This is a genomic window from Streptomyces ochraceiscleroticus, from assembly GCF_000720485.1.
In the GTDB taxonomy this organism is placed as follows: Bacteria; Actinomycetota; Actinomycetes; order Streptomycetales; family Streptomycetaceae; genus Streptomyces; species Streptomyces ochraceiscleroticus.
Map to the genome: position 1 here is coordinate 101,734 of NZ_JOAX01000024.1, position 17,218 is coordinate 118,951.

Consider the following 17,218-nt stretch of genomic DNA (forward strand, 5'->3'; position numbering starts at 1 on the left):
AGGGGTGAAGCGGCCCCGCCCCGCCTAGCCTTTCCCCCATGAACGTATTCGGCGTGGACATCGGCGGTTCGGGCATCAAGGGCGCCCCCGTGGACCTGGAACGCGGCGAGCTCGCGGAGGAGCGCTTCAAGGTGCTCACCCCGCACCCGGCCACCCCGGAAGCGGTCGCCGACGGCGTCCGGCAGGTCGTCGAGCACTTCGACTGGTCGGGGCCGGTGGGGGCGACGTTCCCGGGGGTGGTCATGGGCGGGGTGACCCGGTCGGCCGCCAATGTCCACAAGTCCTGGATCGGTACCGACGCCGTCTCCCTGCTGACCTCCCGGCTCGGCGGCGAGGCCGGCGGCTGCGAGGTCACGGTACTGAACGACGCGGACGCGGCCGGGCTCGCCGAGATGCACTTCGGGGCGGCCCGCGGCCGGATGGGCACGGTCATCATGCTGACCCTGGGCACCGGCATCGGCAGTGCCGTCTTCACCGACGGGCAGCTCGTCGCCAATACCGAGCTCGGCCACCTCGAACTGGACGGTCACGACGCCGAGACCCGCGCCTCGACCCGGGTCAAGGACGAAGAGGGCCTGAGCTGGCACGAGTGGGCGCCCCGGCTGCAGAAGTACCTCCGGCACGTCGAGATGCTCTTCACACCCGAGCTGTTCGTGATCGGCGGCGGGGTGAGCCGCAAGGCCCACAAGTTCCTGCCGCTGATCGAGGGCGTCAGGGCCGAGATCGTGCCTGCGCAGCTTCAGAACAACGCGGGGATCGTGGGGGCCGCAATGGCCGCCCGGCGGGCTTCCCACCCGGCCGCTGCCGCTCCCGCTCCTGGTCAGGACGCCGGTCTCGGGGCCGCCGACCCCCGCCCCGGTGGACCTCGTGACGCTGCGCCCGCCGCCGGAGGATGAGCAGGCCCTTCCGTACGAGGACGATCAGCACGCTGAGGGCCGTGCCGAGGTAGAGCCAGCCCGCGTTGACCGCGAGCAGGGTGAAGACGCCCATCAGCAGGCTGCCCGCGCCGTCCCCGCCGCGCGCGACGGGCAGGCTGCCGACGGTGTACGAGATCGGCAGCGTGACGGGCGCGACGACCAGGTCGTACGGGCGTACCCACAGCGCTCCGGCGGCCCCCGCCAGCACGAAGCTGACGCCGTACACGGTCGGTGAGCCGCCCGCCAGCAGCCGGTCCAGGCAGGCCAGGACCAGCAGCGCGAGGGTGGTCAGCAGCGCACAGCCCAGCCCGGTCAGCTTCGGCGCCGGCACCTTGCGGGCCAGCGCGGCGAGCGGGCCCGGCAGCACGCGGCGGGCGCCCGCTCGGTAGACGGTCGAGGTCTCGGCGATGGCGGGACCGGCGGCCTGCGCCGCGGCCTGCGCGGGGGCGTGCGCGGCGGACCGGCCGCCGCGGGCCGTGGGCGGCGCCGCGTCGGGGCGGGACCCGGCGGCCCGCCCCGCGGGCGGCCGCCCGGTCCGGGACGGGGTGTGCTGAGGTGCGCGCGCTTCGTGTTGCTCCACTCGCCAACGGTAGGCCGCTAAGTGGGATTAATAGCCCGTAGGACACGCGCTTTCCCCGACGATGACCTCGGATTCCACGACGATGGCGCTGGACAGCGGTACGGATCCGGTACGGAAGCGGGTACGTACGGGGGCCTGGGGTGCCCCGGAGCGGAGCGCTCGGTGCCCCCCGGCCCGGAGCGTGCGGCGCCCTGGTCCGGCGCGCGGCGCCCCCCCCGGGGCCGGAGTGCGCGGCGGCTCCCGGTCTGGAGCGCGCAGCGGTCCCTGGTCCGGAGCGTCCGGCGCCCCCGGCCCGGAACGCCCGCCGCCCCCGTTCCGGAGCGCCCCGCCGGTCACAGCGGCGGCAGGGCCACCGGTACGGCGCACGGCCCGCCCGTCCCTCCCCGTAGACTGGTGGATCGGCCCACCTGGGCCACCGCCCGTCCGGGCCCGTGCCCACCGAGGCCACTGGCCGTCCGGGCGCTGGCCTCCCCGGGCCGCTGCCCGCCCACCCCACCTCCCGTCGGAAGTCGAGTCGCCAACGTGTCGCTCACGATCGGAATCGTCGGTCTGCCGAATGTCGGCAAGTCGACCATGTTCAACGCCCTGACCAAGAACGACGTACTGGCGGCCAACTACCCGTTCGCCACCATCGAGCCCAACGTCGGCGTCGTGGGCGTCCCCGACCCCCGCCTGGCCAAGCTCGCCGAGATCTTCTCGTCCGAGAAGATCCTCCCGGCCACCGTCGACTTCGTCGACATCGCCGGCATCGTGCGCGGCGCCTCCGAGGGCGAGGGCCTGGGCAACAAGTTCCTCGCGAACATCCGTGAGTCCGACGCGATCTGCCAGGTCATCCGTGCCTTCAAGGACGAGAACGTCGTGCACGTCGACGGCAAGGTCTCGCCCAAGGACGACATCGAGACGATCAACACCGAGCTGATCCTCGCCGACCTGCAGACCATCGAGAAGGTCCTCCCGCGCCTCCAGAAGGAGTCGCGCATCAAGAAGGACATCCAGCCCAAGGTCAAGGCCGTCGAAGAGGCCAAGGCCATCCTGGAGGAGGGCCGCACCCTCTTCTCCGCCGGCATCGTCCAGGGCTCGGGCAACGAGGAGCTCCTCCACGACCTGCACCTCCTCACCACGAAGCCCTTCCTCTACGTCTTCAACGTCGACGAGGACGAGCTGACCGACGAGGACTTCAAGAACGAGCAGCGCGCGCTCGTCGCCCCCGCCGAGGCGATCTTCCTCAACGCCAAGCTGGAGGCGGACCTCGCCGAGCTCGACGAGGACGAGGCCCTGGAGCTCCTGCAGTCCGTCGGCCAGGAGGAGCCGGGCCTGGCGACCCTCGCCCACGTCGGCTTCCGCACCCTCGGCCTGCAGACCTACCTCACGGCAGGCCCCAAGGAATCCCGCGCCTGGACGATCAAGAAGAACGCCACCGCCCCCGAAGCCGCCGGCGTCATCCACACCGACTTCCAAAAGGGCTTCATCAAGGCCGAGGTCATCTCCTTCGACGACCTGGTCGAGACGGGCTCGGTAGCCGAGGCCCGCTCCGCCGGCAAGGCCCGCATGGAAGGCAAGGACTACGTCATGCAGGACGGCGACGTGGTGGAGTTCCGCTTCAACGTCTGATCCGCTTGGCAAAAGGCCGTCCGATCCGCTCTGCCGCGGGTCGGACGGCCTTTTTGCGAGTGATGCAGGTCACTCGGCGTGGCCGTCACAGGGGTGAGGTGGGGTGCATCTCGTGTGTGGACTGAATCCGCAATGGGAGGTGCACATGAAGGTCGTCGTGGTGGGGGCCGGGTATGCGGGGGTTATTGCGGCTAATCGGGTGGCCGGGAAGGTGGCGGGGGCACGGGTTACGGTGATCAATCCCCGGGCGGAGTTTGTGGAGCGGGTGCGGCTGCATGAGCAGGTGGCCGGGACCGGGGGCGCGGCGACTCCATTGGCGTCGATGTTGAGGGACGGGGTCGACGTGCGGGTGGGTGCCGTGGAGAAGGTCGGGGATGGGGAGGTCATCCTTGGTGGCGACGGGGCGAGTGTGGACTTCGACCACCTGATCCTTGCGGTGGGCAGTACGGTCGCGCCGTTGGCGGGGGCCGTTCCCGTGGGGACCTGGGAGGGGGCGGAGGAGGCGCGGATCGCGCTGGCCGGGCTGGGTGGTGGGAGGGTGGTCACCGTCATCGGGGGCGGGCTGACGGGGGTCGAGACGGCAGCCGAGGTTGCCTTTGGGCGGCCCGATCTTCGTGTGCGGATTGTGGGGACGGCGATCGCCGAGAGTCTGTCGGCGGGAGCACGGAAGCGGGTGCGCGCTGGTCTGGATCGCTTGGGTGTGGAGGTCGTTGAGGATTCCGTCGAGCGGGTCGGCCCTGGAGAGGTGTTTCTGCGGTCGGGTTCGGCGGTTGTCTCCGACCTCACGCTGTGGGGGGTTATTGGGAGCGTGCCCGATCTGGCCGCTCGGAGTGGGCTTGAGGTGGAGGGTGACGGGCGGGCGGTGGTCGATGAGTATTTGCGGAGTGTGAGTGATCCGCGGATTTTCGTTGTGGGTGACTGTGCTGCGGTTCCTGGGGCTCGGGCGGCCTGTGCGACGGCCATGCCGCAGGGGGCGCACGCGGCGGATACGCTGGCGCGGATGATTCAAGGCCGTCAGCCGAAGCCGTACTCCATGGGGTACACCGGACAGGCGTTGAGCCTGGGCCGGCAGGACGGAGTGCTGCAGGCCAGCCGCAGGGACGACACCGTACGGCGGGCCTACTTCGCGGGGCGCGCCGCGGCCGTGGTCAAGGAGCGGATCTGTCGGTTCGCGAAGTTCGGTGCTCGTACCGCCACTTACGCCTGGCTGCGGGGCGCGAAGTGACCGACCAGCCCGAAACGACGGATGAGTTCACCGCGGACGAGTTCACCGCGCACAGGCCCCTGCTGTTCTCGATTGCCTACGAGATTCTCGGGTCGGTGGCCGATGCCGAAGATGTGCTGCAGGACAGTTACCTGCGGTGGCGGTCGGTGGATCACGCCTCCGTGGAGAACGCGCGGGCCTATCTGGCGCAGATCGTCACCCGGCAGGCGCTCGGCGTGCTGCGGTCGGCCGCGCGCCGTCGGGAGCAGTACGTCGGGCCGTGGCTGCCCGAGCCGCTGGTGACCGACGCCGCCGGCAGTGCACCCGACGGTATCGACCATGTACTCACCGGCGAGGCCGTGACCACCGCGATGCTGCTGGTGCTGGAGGCTCTGACGCCCAGTCAACGGGCGGTGTTCGTGTTGCGTGAGGTGTTCGGGTTCGAGTACGCGGAGATTGCTGAGGCGGTGGGTAAGTCCGAGGCCGCGGTGCGGCAGTTGAATCAGCGGGCGCGCAGCAGCGTGCGTGAGAGGCGGCAGACCGCGGTCGCCACCCCCGCCGAGGCCGAGCCGGTCGCCGAACGGTTTCTGGCGGCGGCCGCGACCGGTGACGTCCAGGGCCTCATGGATTTGCTCGCACCCGATGTGGTGTTCCTGGCCGACGGCGGCGGGGTCGTGAACGCGGTGCGGCGCCCCGTGGTCGGGCCCGACAAGGTCGCCAGGCTGCTGCTCGGGCTGCTGGCCAAGGGCGCCCGCAAGGGCGAACTCGACATCCGCGTCGGTGCCTACAACGGGATGCAGTCGGTCGTGGTGCTCATTGACGGCACACTCGATCAGGTGACCTCGGTCGAGGTACGCGACGGTGTCGTGACGGCCATTTACTGCGTCCGCAACCCGGAGAAGCTCGCGGCGGTCAAGGTCTGACCTGTGTCTTCAACACAGCGAGTCTTCAAGGCCGCGCGCCTTCGAGGCGCCTGCTGACGAGCCGCCAGGCTCGCCAGGCCGGTACGCCTCCCCCCTCAAGCCCCCTTCAAATGCCGCATCAGCCGTTCGAAGTCCTGCCAGCCGGAGAGGTCGGACGGGTCGCCGGGGAGGGGGTAGTAGAGGGCCGGGCGGGTTTTCGGGCCGAGCTGGACGGGGGGCTCGGAGAGGGGGGTGCGGCGGGCGCGGTCGCCCGGCATCGCGCGGACCTCCTCCGCGCCCAGTACGAAGGCCAGGGGGACGCCGGGGCCCTCGAAGCGGGGCGGTACGGCCAGGTCGCGGCGGGCCTTGCGGAGCTGGACCAGCATGGACTGGAGGTGGTGGCGGGTGGCCAGTACCTCTGCGGCCCGGGGGAGGGCGTCCAGCGGCAGTTCCTCGTCGGGGCCGTAGCCGAAGGCGAGGGTGATGTCCTCCTCGATGCCGGCCGTGGTGCGGTTGATGCGGACCGTGGCCAGGCCGGGGCGGGCCGGGGTGCCGACGACCACGAGCCAGGTCGGGTCGGGGGCGCGGTCGTGGGCGAGGTCGGTGAGCCCGCGCAGCGACCAGGGGAGGTTGGCGGGTTCGGCGGTGCCCCAGCCGGCCGGGGGCTCGCCGGTCAGCTCGCGCCATACCGATTCCAGGGCGCCGCCGAGTACCAGCCGGTCGTCGGCCGGGTGGACGGTACGGAAGGAGACGGCGAGCTGGCGTTCGCCGGTGTCGGCGACCTCCTGGAAGGTGGCGGCCAGCGGGGTACGGGCGTCCTCGGGAGTGGCGCCAGGGCCCTCGATCGGGGCGAACAGGCCGTTCTGGAAGCGGAGTACGGCGCCGGACAGGCCGTCGTAGTAACCGTCCCGTTCGTCCTGCACGACCCAGCGGGAGGGCCAGCCGGGGAGGCTGTTGCGTACGGCGGGGGAGAGGGTGGCGCCCGGGTTGGTGACGATCTGGAGGCCCAGTTCGGCGTTGGCGGCAGCCCGGAACGCGTCCGAGAGCCAGGCCGTCATGGCGACCACCGGGCGGTCCTGGATGATGACGGCGACCTTGTCGGTGAGCACGTCGACGGCGGGCTGCGCGGCGGCGGGCGTGGGCGCGACGCTCACCCCGTCGGTGTCCACGACGGCGAGCGAGCGCGCGGCCTCCGGCGGCCAGGCGGAGCCGCCGGACAAGGAGGCGAGCCGCGCGGAGAAGGTACCGGCGAGCCGCTCGGCCTCCCCGACGCCGGTCGTGGCGCGGGCCTCCGTCCACCAGAAGGGGACGGGCGGCGGCGTGGCCCCGAGCAGCCGCTCGGCCTCGCCCTCGACCTGTACGAGGACCGGGGCCTCGATGGAGACGAGGGGGCGGCCCTCGGCGTCGCAGAGCTGCACGACGGCGTCCTCGCCCGTCGTCCCGACCAGCTTGTCGGGGCCGCCGGAGAGCAGGCCCGCGAGCACGGTCAGCGGGTCCGGCATCTTCTGGGTGAGGGCGATGACGTCCTTGGTCATGTGGCCGTCCGGTTCCTGGTCGTAGTCGTCGTGGTGGTGGGAAGGGTGGGCGGGCGCCCTGTCACCCCTCCGTGTACACCGTCTGGATCAGCCGGTTCGGCCGTCCCCGCTGCATGAACACGCCGCGCCCCGGCGGCTGCAGCGAGGCGTACGTGCCCGGGAAGAGCTGGCCCTCGCTGCGGTCGCCCGACATCAGGAGCGCCGAGGCGCCCGACTCGCGCAGGCTCAGCATCAGCGGCTCGTACATGCCGCGGGAGGCGCCCGCGACGCGGCGCGTCAGGACGAAGTGGAGGCCGATGTCGGCCGCGGAGGGGATGTAGGGCAGGAAGGGTTCGAGGGGGGCCTGGCCGGCCGTCGTCAGCACGTCGTAGTCGTCGACGAGGACGACGATCCGCGGGCCGCCGCCCCAGCTTCCCGGCTCCAGGTCCTCCACGTCCGTGCCGTCGCCCGGCAGCCGCTTCTCGAGCTGCGAGGCGACGCCGTGGGCGAGGCCCGCGCACATCTTGGGGTTGTACGCGTAGCCGCCGCGGAACTCCTCAGGGATCGCGCCGCGGAGCCCGCGCCGCGGGTCCATGACCGCGAAGACCAGGTCGTCCTCGCCGTAGCGCTCGATGAGGCCCTGCGCGACGGTCTTGAGGAGGTTGGTCTTGCCGCACTCGCTGTCGCCGAGGATCAGCAGGTGCTGGTCGTGCTGGAAGAGGTCGAGGAGGACGGGCGCCAGGGCCGTCTGGTCCAGGCCGATCGGGACCCGCTGGGGCTCGGCCGCCGGGCCGGGCAGCGCGTGCGGTTCCAGGACGCGCGGCAGGACCCGTACCGGCTGGGCCACTTCGCCGCTCCACGTGGCCCGGACCGTACGGGCCGTACGCTCCAGGACCGCGCCCAGCTCCGAGGTGTCGGCCGTCCCGTCCGTACGCGGCAGCGCGATCTGGGCGAAGAGCTTGCCGTCGGTCAGGACGCGGCCGGGCTCGTCGGGGGAGAGGGTCTCGGCGAGCTTGCGGTCGATGCTGGACTCGCTGGGGTCGTTCAGCCGCAGCTCGACACGGGTGCCGAAGTGCGACTGCGTGGCGATGCGGACGTCGTTCCAGCGGGTCATGCCCGCGACGACGTGGATGCCGTAACCGCTGCCCCGCTTGAGGATGTCGACGACGGCCTCGTCCAGCTCCTCGAAGTCGTCGCGCAGCGCGCCGAAGCCGTCGATGACGAGGACGATCTCGGCGGAGGCGAGCTGCGGGAGGCGGCCCGCGGCGTGCAGCGTGCGGAGCTGGTCGACGGAGTCGATGCCGTGTTGGCGGAAGAGTTCCTCGCGCAGGGCCAGCATGTTGCGTACTTCTTCGACCGTGCGGCCCGCGCGCTCGCGGTCGGCGCGGCCCGCGACGCCGCCCACGTGCGGCAGGCCCGACAGCGCCTGGAGGCCGCCGCCGACCAGGTCCAGGCCGTAGATGCCGACTTCCTGGGGCGTGTGGGTCAGCGCGACCGAGAGGGCGAGGGTGCGCAGCAGGGTCGTCTTGCCGGAGGCCGGGCCGCCGATGATCGCGGCGTGACCGCCGGCGACCGTGAGGTCGAGGACGTACTGGCCCTGCCACTGCTTCGTCGGGTCGTCGAGGAGGCCGAGCGGGATCTGCAACGGGCCGCGGCGCGCGGCGAGTTGCATGCCGCGCGCGCCGACCTCCACCGGGCCCGCGGCCTTGTCCAGGGCGATGGCGGCGGGCAGCGGCGGCAGCCAGATGCGGCGTACCGGGTCGGCGGCGCCCTCCAACTGGCCGACCATGACGCCCATCTCGGTCGGGCCGGTCTCGCGGCGGCGCATCTGCGGCTGCTGCTCGGCGGAGGTGTCCGGCTCGGCGAGGGTGTTGTACGCCTCGTACTCCAGGGCGAGCGGGCCGGTGTCCTCCTCCTCGGCGCGCTGCACGGGGCCGCGGTAGGCACCGGAGACGTAGCTCGCCTTGAAGCGCTCGTAGTGGCTGGTGTCGACCTTGAGGTAGCCGAAGCCGGGCAGCGGCGGGAGGTGGAAGGCGTCGGTGGTGTCCAGGACCGTACGGGACTCGTCGGCGGAGAAGGTGCGCAGGCCGAGCCGGTACGAGAGGTAGGTGTCCAGGCCCTTGAGCTTGCCGCCCTCGATGCGCTGGCTGGAGAGCAGCAGGTGTACGCCGATGGAGCGGCCGATGCGGCCGATGGACAGGAAGAGGTCGATGAAGTCCGGCTTGGCGGTGAGCAGTTCGCCGAACTCGTCGATGACGACGAAGAGGTGCGGCAGCGGGTCCAGGTCGGGGCGTTTCTCGGCGCGCAGCGTGGCGTAGTCGCCGATGTCGGCGACGTTGCCCGCGTCCTTGAGCACCTGCTGGCGGCGCTTGACCTCGCCGGCCAGCGAGGCGTGCACGCGCTCGACCAGGCCCGCCTGGTTCTCCAGGTTGGTGATGACACCGGCGACGTGCGGCAGGTCCGCGAACGGGGCGAAGGTCGCACCGCCCTTGTAGTCGACGAGGACCATGGCCAGGTCCTCCGGCGGATGCGTGGCGACCAGCGCCAGTACGAGCGTCCGCAGCAGCTCCGACTTGCCGGAACCGGTCGCGCCGACGCACAGGCCGTGCGGGCCCATGCCCAGCTCGGAGGACTCCTTGAGGTCCAGCAGCACCGGCTCGTGGGAGTCGCTGATGCCGATCGGTACGCGGAGGAAGGCACGCTCGCCGCGCGGTGCCCACAGCCGCGACAGGTCCAGTTGCGCCACGTCGTCGATGCCGAGCAGCTCGGCGAAGTCGACGGGACCGGACAGCGGGGCGTCCACGAGCGACTCGGCGGAGAGCCGCATCGGCGCGAGCATCCGCGCCAGGCCCTCGGCGAACGGGACGCTGACCTCGTCCACCGTGCCGTGCGCGCTGATCGGCTCCTGCTCGCGCAGATCCTCGATGACGACCTGGTCGCCGTTCACGGTGATGCGGACGCTGACCTGCCCCGGCTCCTGGACCCGGTGCTCCAGCAGGTGCAGGACGGAGACGCCCATGTCGCGCAGGCCGACCGCGTCGTCCGGACGCGGCAGGTCCACGGCGTCCTCGCCGTGCCCGTCGGACACCACGAGCAGCCGGGAAGTCATGGCCAGCGCGTCCCTGTTGGACAGGCCGCGGCGCACCTCGGCCGCGTACGAGGCGCGGCGGCGCAGCTCGGGGCCGATCTGCCGGGCGAGCTGGGGCGCGGAGGGGGCGATCCGGCGGGCCGCCACCGGGCCGTCGAACTGCTCGGTGTCGAGCAGATGCGGCAGCCACTTGGCCCACTCCCACTCGGGGAGCCGGTCGCCCGGTACCGCCAGCGCCATCGCCACGTCGTCCGGCGCGTGGGTCGCGGCGGTCTGCACGAGCAGGGCGCGGGCGACGCGCAGGCAGTCCTCGCGCGGGCCGACGACGCTGATGTTGCCGACCCGGTCGAGCGGGACGGTGAGCGGGAGTTCGGTGCCGGTGCGGAAGCGGTCCATCAGCGCCGACGCCTCGTTGAGCATGAAGCGGTCGGGCGGGGTGAGGACGGAAGAGCCCTGCTGGGCGACCGTGAGATCGCGGACCGGCATCTCGCCCGTGCCGACGCGCACCCGCAGGAAGTCCCCGTCCAGCCGGCGGCGCTCCCACAGCCGGGCCGGGTCGCGCACGATGTCGTACAGCGCGTCCGGCGGCGGGTTCAGCACATCGGCCTGCTCGCGCCGCTCGCGCTCCTCGCGGGACAGCTCCTCGCGCAGGTCCTCCAGGTAGGCGAGGTACGCCTCGCGCTGGGTGCGACGGGTGCGCTGGGCCTTGCCGCGCTGCGAGAAGGCGAGGCCGAGGGTGCCGATGAGGGTGACGACGACGATGATCGCGCCGAGCCCGGCGAACTGGCTGTTGCGTACGACCGTCATCATCACGACGGACGACAGGACACCCGCGACGGGCAGCAGCGACATCGCGACGTTGCCCGACTTGCCCTCGGGGAGGTTGGGCGGGGCTTCAATGACGCGTGCCTCGGGCGCGGCCTGGGGCCGCGCGGTCCTGGCCGGGCGGTGGATCAGTCGGGTACTCATCGGCGTCCGTCACTCACGGTCGGGCTCGGCATGGGGTCAGTGGCGCTGCTGGGAGAGCCGGAACGCGTCCGCGGCGAGGCGGGTGGCGGCTTCCCTGGTGGAGTGCGCGAGGAGCTCGGTACGGATCGTGCCGCCGGCCGCCAGATGCCGGTCGTACGGCAGGACCTGGACGCTCGCCCCCGTGGCCCGCAGCGACTTGACCGCCTCGTCGAGGTCGAGTCCGCCGTGCGGGACGAGCTCGGTGAGCATGACGACCGTGCCCGCGATCACGTGCGGCGGCAGCCCCTGCATCCACTGCAGTACCGAGTGGGTGCTGGTGATGCCCTCCAGGGTGGCGGGCGCGGTCAGGACGCGGGCCTGGGCGGCGGAGAGCGCCACGCGGGCGACCTCGGCGGGCAGCGTCTCGCAGTCCACGACGGTGACGCCGAAGTACCGGCGCAGCGAGACCATGACCCGCTCGTACGCCCTGGTCTCCAGCATCGCGCCGATCTGGCCCTGGCTGCCGGGCAGCAGCCAGGCGTTGTTGGGGAGCTGGACGAGGTACCCGGTGACGTCCAGCAGCGACATCTGCGGCTCGACGATGCCCGCCAGGTCGCCGGTGGTCCAGCGCAGCGTCTCGGCGCCGAGGCGCAGCGGCAGCGAGCCGAGCGACGGGTCGGCCTCGACGAACAGGACCGGGTCCTGCCGGTAGTGCGCGTACGCCGTGCCGAGCAGCGCCGCGACCGTCGACTTGCCCGAGCCGCCCCGGATGGAGGTCACGGCGATCTGCCGGCCGGTGGTCACCGGCTGCTGGAGGACCTCGGCGGTGGCGGTGGTCTCGGCGACCTCGCGCGCGGCGGAGGAGGAGACGGTACGGCGCAGGTTGCGGGTGGCCCGCGCGGCGAACGACTCACCGTGCCGCGGCTTGCGCCCGGTGCGGGCGAGGCCCTTGTCCACGACGGGGCGGGAGTCGGGGGTGCGGTGGGGGCGGGCGTCCGGGGCGTAGGGGGCTTGGGGCGGGAGCTGCTGCTGGTACTGCTGTTGATGCTGCTGCGGGTAGTGCTGGGGCTGGTCGTACTGGGGGGTCTGCTGGTACTGGGGTGAGTGCTGGTGCGGGGTTGCTTGCGGGTACTGCTGCGGCCCGGCGGGCGGCTGCGCGCTCGGCTGCGGGGTGCTCTGGTGAGGCGCGGCCTGCTGGGGCGTGGCCTGCTGAGACGCGGCCTGTGGCCCGGTCTGCTGAGGTGCGGCCTGCTGCGGTGCGTCCTGGGGGGCGGCCCCGCCCCGCAGGTCACGCAGCACATCGCCCTGCCAGTTGTCTCCGTTCGGCATGTCAGCCCTTCTTTTCCGCCCTGCTGCCCCGCCCGGAGCGCCTGCGCGTCGAACTCAGAACTTGATGGAGCGTGTTGAGCATCAGAACTTGTTGAGCAGCTGTCCGTACACGCCGAACGCCCCGACCGCGAGCGGGAAGAGCCCGATCACGCCGATGGATTCGACCAGGTCGGCCACGCGCCGCAGCCGGACCTGCACATGCTCGGGCGGCTGCACCGCCAGCACGAGCAGCGGCAGCACCGCCGCCGCGCACAGCACGACGAACGGCCCGGCGCCCCCGGCGTGGTCCAGCCACACCACGACCAGCCGCACGACGAGGACCGCCGCGGCGGCGAAGAGCGCCACGACCTCGGCCACCAGCGGGAAGGCGCGCGCCCTGGAGAGCAGCACCAGTGCCACCAGCGCGGGCAGCGCCACGGTCCACACGGTCGGCGTCGCGGCCGTGGTGAGCAGCCAGCCGCCGGCGGTCGCGGAGGCCGCGGTGACGATCGTCGCGAGGGCGAGGCCGCGGTGGGTGGCCGCGAGCGCGTTGCCCACCTGGTGGCGGCTGACGGACGTGCCGCCGGAGCGGCGGTCGTCGAGCGCGGTGAGCCCGGAGGCCATCAGGGCGAGCCGCGGCAGCAGGCCGAGCAGGATCACGGAGCAGACGGCCATCACGGCGCCGAGCCGCACCGGGTCGTCCTGGAGGGCTGCGACCGCCTCCCACACCACGGCGATCCCGGCGGTGGCCGCGGCGGCGATGAGCCCGCCGCGGCCGAGCGGCGAGAAGTATCCGAGGAGCGCCAGCGTCACGACGAGCGCGCCGCCGACGGCGGCCAGCCGCGTGGTTCCCGACCAGGCGTAGGCGTCGGCGGCGGTCCAGGCGGTGAGGACGCCGAGGCCGCCGGAGGCGAGCAGCAGCGCCGTGGCGAGCCCGCGGTTGCCCTGCCCGATCTTCGCGACGAGCGCGCCGGCCGCGAGGAGCACGAGCGTGACCGCGACCAGTACGCCCACGAGCGCGTCGAGCGCGAACTCGCGGCGCGCGAGCACCGCGGCGACCAGCGCGAAGGCGACCGTCGCGACGCCCGCGCTGACCCGGCGCGCGGCGGGCCGCCAGCGCCAGGTCTGCAGGTCCAGGTCGTCGGCGACCAGGTCGGTCACGTCGTGCACGACGGGGGCCGGCGGCGCCGAGTGGGCCCGGACGAGCCGGAGCACGGCGCCGTCCGCGACCTCCGCCGACGACAGCGTGCTGTCGTGCGGCAGCGCGGAGCCGTCCGACGTGATGAGCTGCCGGGTCATCGGCCGCGACGCGGCCCGGTCGTCCAGGAGCTGCAGGATGTCCGGCAGGAGCTGCCCTATCGGGGTGTCGGAGGGCAGGACGATGTCGGCCCGGCGTCGCTCGCCGACCAAGGTCACCCGGCTGAGTTGCGCCCGGGCTGTCGTTGCTGTGCTCACCACTTACGGGAACCTATCGTCGCGACGTTGAGTACTCGGGCCTGTACGGCGTTCCCATGTTACTGGTGCCCTGCCCATTCCCTTTTGTGCGGAATTCCGCCGCCGGTGCGTCGAATTCCCGCTTTATCCACCCGAGTTATCGGTGTGAAATCCCCGACAACCTTCCCACTCATCCTGCTTTTCCCGGATTCCCCGGTTCTACCGCTTCGCCGCATTCGCCGGCTGCTCGTACTGCTGTTCCTGGCGCTGCTGCTTCTCCTGCTCGGCCTTCTGCTGCGCCAGGGTGTGCTGGAGGAAGGACCATCCGACGCAGCCCGCGCAGAGCACGGCGGCGATGGCGATGCCGGCGAACATCTTGCCGATCCGCTCGTCCGCCGTTCGCCGCGCCCGCTGCGCGCCGAACAGCAGCGCGTCCCGCATCCTGCGCCGGCGTACCGCCACCGACTCCAGAAGCTGGCTGTCGTAATCCCGTGCCATACGTCTCGTCGTCCGTTGTGTCGGTCGTGTGGGTCCCTGGAACATATGGCATGGGTGAGGAAGCAGTACACCCCAGGGTCACGGGGTCAGGACCGAGTGAGTCCCTGGAAGATCATGAAACAGATCCACAGCACGGGAATCAGCGCGATATACGCGAGCGGCCGCTGACGCACCGGCTTCCCCGGATCGGCCTGCCGCCCGTGCTGCCCCGGCACTGGCGCGGGCAGCTTGCTGACCTTGCGCCGCGCGACAAGATTCCAGACCACGGTGAACGGCGTGAAAAGAAACAGCGAAAACGGACTCCACCAGCCCTGCCACAACGTGACCGTCATCATCGTCCGATAGACCGCGATGCCGCAGTTCCCGCACATCGGCCCGTCGTACTTCTGAAAACGCATCAGAATGAGAAACCCTTGATGCGCCCGGAACGTCACCCGCGCGACAGGCGTTCCTCCGCAGAAGCGACACGCTTCGTACGCGGGCTGCGGCGACATCCCGTACGGCGCGGGCGGCATGCCGTACTGGGGCTGCGGGGCTCCGTACAGCGACTGTCCGGCTTGCGGCGCTTCGGGCCGCTGGGCGTACGGGTTCCGCGCTGTCCTGTTCGCCTCGTACCAGGAGCGGAGCGACTCGACGGTGGCGTCCAGGAGGCCGCTCTTCAATGCCTGGTCGATCATCCCGTCGCTGATCCGCTCCCCGAGAATCACCGCCATGGCCGCGCGGACGGCGTCGGCCGGTGACAGTCGTCCCTCCGGCGACAGCCGGGGCAGGGGGTTCGCCGACCACCGGTACTCGGTCGTGAGGGCACCGACGCCCTGCAGTGTGCTGACGGCGTGCAACAGCGCCTTGCTGTAGCGGGGGTAGGGCATCTGGATCACGCCGTTGGCGTCCTTCTCGCCCCCGCCCCACTCGACCTTCCGGTCCTCGTCCGTCAGCGCGTCGAAGGCGTCGCCGAGCTCCCGCCAGGCCGCCGGGTTGTCCCGGTCGAGCGCGGCGAGCAGGCGCTGGTCGTCGGCCGGGGTGACGGTACGGGCGAGCTCCTCGATCGCGGCCACACCGGGGGCGGCGGTGACGGGTCCGACACCGGGCTCGCGGCTGAGGAGGCCGAGGACGTCCAGGGGCGCGACGCCGCGTTCCCGCGCCGCACGCACCTTGGCGTCGTACCACTCCAGCCCTGCCCTGTAGGCGTCGACACTGCTCGCCTTCCGGTCCACCCAGCCGACCTCGTCGGAGTCACCCCAGGCATAGCCCATCACCTGCCCGTCGGGAGCGGAGACGGTGATGTACTGCACGGGTGCGGGCATGTTGCTCAAGCTGTCTCGAAGCGCGGGTTGGCCGACACGGGTTCAGCCACCGGAGGCCAGGTCCTTGAGTGCGGCGAGTGACGGGGCCTCGGTCAGGGAATCGCGGACAGCATGGCTCAGCTTGTTGTCGTTCGCGCCCTGGGCCAGTTCCGCGAGGAGAGCCGTGGGTGCGAGCCCACGGGCCTTACCGCCGCGCAGCGCCCGAAGCCACGAGGCGCCCGCGTTCACCTGGCCGGCCGTGAGGCCAGCGGGTACGACCCAGCCGGCCGCGTCGTCACTGTCGTTGCCCCAGACGTACCCGATCACCGAGCCAGCCGCGTCGGCGATGTTCAGGTACGCGACCGGTCCGCTGGTCTCCCGGTTGTACGTCGGAGGGCCGGACACCTGGTTGAACGGCAGGTCCTCGGCAAAGCGCGGGTTGATCGGTCGATCGCTGCTCATGACGTCCACATTCCTTTACCTTCAGCTGTTCGGCGATGAGGCTACGGCCTCGGCAGAACCTCGCCGTAGACGTGCCACTTGCCGTCCGCTTCGTCCATGAAGACGCGCGTCACCTTGTACTCGCTGCCGCGGGCGAGGAGCAGCTCCCGTTCACCCTTGACCTGCGTGATGTGCTCCAACCAGAGGGCCGGCGTGCCCTGCGGCACCCGCAGATGCATGTACACGGACTTCTGGTCGAAGGGGGGCGGAGGTTTCTTGCCGAGTGCCGTGGAGGTGTACGCCTTGTCGTCGAAGACGCGGCCTTCCATGTCCAGCGGTGAGTCGAGGTCGAGGTGGCCGATTTCGGTGCCGCGGACAACCATGATGTTCTCGGGCACGGGGCGGGCGCCCATGACCTTGTCCATCTCATCGATGGTGTGTGTGATCGAGTCGGGCACGTCGTGTCCGAAGCGCAGGTGCCCGTTGATCTGGGTGTAAGCGCTTCCGGTGTAGGTCACCAACGACTCCTTGGACGAGGCGGGAACCTGGTCCATGAAGTCGTCCCAGTACGCGTTGCCGTAGCGGAGCCCCGCTTCGTCGGTGACGCTGGGCGCGGGGTTCGTGCCCTGTGCCAGTTCGGCCTGGGCCACCGCGTGCTTCTCGGCGTCCGTGAGCTGGTCGAAGTCGTCCGCGGACACGTGCGGCTTGTACTCGAACGGCTCGCCGGGGCCGCTGCCCGGTACGTCCGTGCCCCCGTGGCCCGGGGCGGCCGGTGCGTCGGTGCCGTGGTGCGCGGCGGCGTCGGCCGCGTCATGCCCGAGGTCCGGATGGTCGCCCGGGTGCGCCGCGTCGTCGCCGTGCCCGGTCGCGTCGTCGGCATGGCCCTCACCGTGGGGGTGGCCGTCACCGGGCGCGTCGTGATGTCCGCTGCCGGCACCGTCGTGCCCGTGCGTGCCGGGGGCGTCGTGGGTGGGGGTGTGCGGGCCGTCCGGGAAGTGGGGGCCTGCCTGGCTCGGTACGTGGGTGCCGACGTCCCCCGGCAGGTGGCCGGCCGGAGTCCCGCCCGGCACGTGGCCGCTGGGGCCCGCGGGCATGTGTGCGGGGCCGGTCGGTGGGTGGGCGGTCGAGCCGAGCGGCGTGTCGCCGTGGCCGCCCATCGGGACCGTGTCGCCCGCGTGGGCGCCCGACATTGCCGGCTGGTCGATGGTCCAGGACTTCGGGAGGCCCGGGGTGCCGGGGACTGTTTCGTGGGGGATCGGGGTTGTCTCGATGGCACCGTTCGTGCCGATGAGGTTGCCGTTGGGATCCAGGAGGCGGCCGTCGGGGAGCTGCACCGAGCCGTCGGGCAGCTTGGGGATGTCGACATTGCCGATCCCCTTCAGGCCCTTCGTGATGTCGCCGATCTTGGTGAGGCCGGCGCCCGCGCCCTTGGCGACATACGTCATCGGGTCGATGACCTTGCCCGCCTTGCCGGCCACCGACAGCGCCTT

Annotated in this window: 12 protein-coding genes and 1 pseudogene; 4 read left to right on the forward strand and 9 right to left on the reverse strand. The window is 71.8% G+C overall.

Annotated elements, in window-relative coordinates; genetic code table 11:
- Positions 1-38 precede the first annotated feature (38 nt).
- Positions 39-896 carry a polyphosphate--glucose phosphotransferase gene (ppgK, locus tag IG84_RS0127245; RefSeq protein WP_037800925.1) on the forward strand — a complete coding sequence of 286 codons (858 nt, stop codon included), beginning with the start codon at positions 39-41 and terminating at the stop codon, positions 894-896.
- A 19-nt stretch (positions 897-915) separates the two neighbouring features.
- Here ppgK and IG84_RS42825 read toward each other — a convergent pair.
- Positions 916-1,497: pseudogene (locus IG84_RS42825) on the reverse strand (DUF6542 domain-containing protein); the annotation flags it as partial.
- Between the two features lie 522 nt (positions 1,498-2,019).
- Here IG84_RS42825 and ychF point away from each other — a divergent pair.
- The 3 genes from ychF to IG84_RS0127265 all read left to right on the forward strand — a co-directional run bounded on the left by ychF (position 2,020) and on the right by IG84_RS0127265 (position 5,235).
- Positions 2,020-3,108: a redox-regulated ATPase YchF gene (ychF, locus tag IG84_RS0127255; RefSeq protein WP_031062526.1), complete on the forward strand. Its 1,089-nt coding sequence runs from the start codon at positions 2,020-2,022 to the stop codon at positions 3,106-3,108.
- A gap of 145 nt (positions 3,109-3,253) precedes the next feature.
- Positions 3,254-4,333, forward strand: a complete 1,080-nt coding sequence (locus IG84_RS0127260; protein ID WP_031062527.1) for an NAD(P)/FAD-dependent oxidoreductase — start codon at positions 3,254-3,256, stop codon at positions 4,331-4,333.
- A complete protein-coding gene (locus tag IG84_RS0127265; protein WP_031062529.1) occupies positions 4,330-5,235 on the forward strand; it encodes an RNA polymerase sigma-70 factor in 906 nt (301 codons plus the stop codon). Before IG84_RS0127260 ends, IG84_RS0127265 begins: the two co-directional genes overlap by 4 nt.
- Before the next feature lie 95 nt (positions 5,236-5,330).
- Here the strand turns inward: IG84_RS0127265 and IG84_RS0127270 are convergent, their stop codons facing one another.
- The 8 genes from IG84_RS0127270 to IG84_RS0127305 all read right to left on the reverse strand — a co-directional run.
- Positions 5,331-6,749: a DUF6177 family protein gene (locus tag IG84_RS0127270; protein WP_031062530.1), complete on the reverse strand. Its 1,419-nt coding sequence runs from the start codon at positions 6,747-6,749 to the stop codon at positions 5,331-5,333.
- A 61-nt stretch (positions 6,750-6,810) separates the two neighbouring features.
- Positions 6,811-10,785: a type VII secretion protein EccC gene (locus IG84_RS0127275; protein ID WP_031062532.1), complete on the reverse strand. Its 3,975-nt coding sequence runs from the start codon at positions 10,783-10,785 to the stop codon at positions 6,811-6,813.
- A 36-nt stretch (positions 10,786-10,821) separates the two neighbouring features.
- Positions 10,822-12,093, reverse strand: coding sequence for a nucleotide-binding protein (locus IG84_RS0127280; RefSeq protein WP_031062534.1), 1,272 nt, complete (start codon positions 12,091-12,093; stop codon positions 10,822-10,824).
- A gap of 81 nt (positions 12,094-12,174) precedes the next feature.
- Positions 12,175-13,530, reverse strand: coding sequence for a type VII secretion integral membrane protein EccD (gene eccD / locus IG84_RS0127285; protein ID WP_031062536.1), 1,356 nt, complete (start codon positions 13,528-13,530; stop codon positions 12,175-12,177).
- Between the two features lie 195 nt (positions 13,531-13,725).
- Positions 13,726-14,004, reverse strand: a complete 279-nt coding sequence (locus tag IG84_RS0127290; RefSeq protein ID WP_031062538.1) for a hypothetical protein — start codon at positions 14,002-14,004, stop codon at positions 13,726-13,728.
- An 86-nt stretch (positions 14,005-14,090) separates the two neighbouring features.
- Entirely contained in the window at positions 14,091-15,308 is a 1,218-nt protein-coding gene (locus tag IG84_RS40090; protein WP_051862482.1) for a DUF6508 domain-containing protein, read from the reverse strand.
- Positions 15,309-15,350: 42 nt separating this feature from the next.
- Positions 15,351-15,749: a hypothetical protein gene (locus IG84_RS0127300; protein WP_031062542.1), complete on the reverse strand. Its 399-nt coding sequence runs from the start codon at positions 15,747-15,749 to the stop codon at positions 15,351-15,353.
- Positions 15,750-15,790: 41 nt separating this feature from the next.
- Positions 15,791-17,218 (reverse strand): ADP-ribosyltransferase (locus IG84_RS0127305; protein ID WP_031062544.1); only part of this gene is annotated, 1,428 nt, incomplete at its 5' end.

Coding starts and splice junctions, on each gene's coding strand:
- ppgK (WP_037800925.1), top strand. CDS start 39: ATGAACGTATTCGGCGTGGACATCGGCGGTTCGGGCATCAAGGGCGCC.
- IG84_RS0127260 (WP_031062527.1), top strand. CDS start 3,254: ATGAAGGTCGTCGTGGTGGGGGCCGGGTATGCGGGGGTTATTGCGGCT.
- IG84_RS0127270 (WP_031062530.1), bottom strand. CDS start 6,749: ATGACCAAGGACGTCATCGCCCTCACCCAGAAGATGCCGGACCCGCTG.
- IG84_RS0127275 (WP_031062532.1), bottom strand. CDS start 10,785: ATGAGTACCCGACTGATCCACCGCCCGGCCAGGACCGCGCGGCCCCAG.
- IG84_RS0127280 (WP_031062534.1), bottom strand. CDS start 12,093: ATGCCGAACGGAGACAACTGGCAGGGCGATGTGCTGCGTGACCTGCGG.
- IG84_RS0127290 (WP_031062538.1), bottom strand. CDS start 14,004: ATGGCACGGGATTACGACAGCCAGCTTCTGGAGTCGGTGGCGGTACGC.
- IG84_RS40090 (WP_051862482.1), bottom strand. CDS start 15,308: ATGCCCGCACCCGTGCAGTACATCACCGTCTCCGCTCCCGACGGGCAG.
- IG84_RS0127300 (WP_031062542.1), bottom strand. CDS start 15,749: ATGAGCAGCGATCGACCGATCAACCCGCGCTTTGCCGAGGACCTGCCG.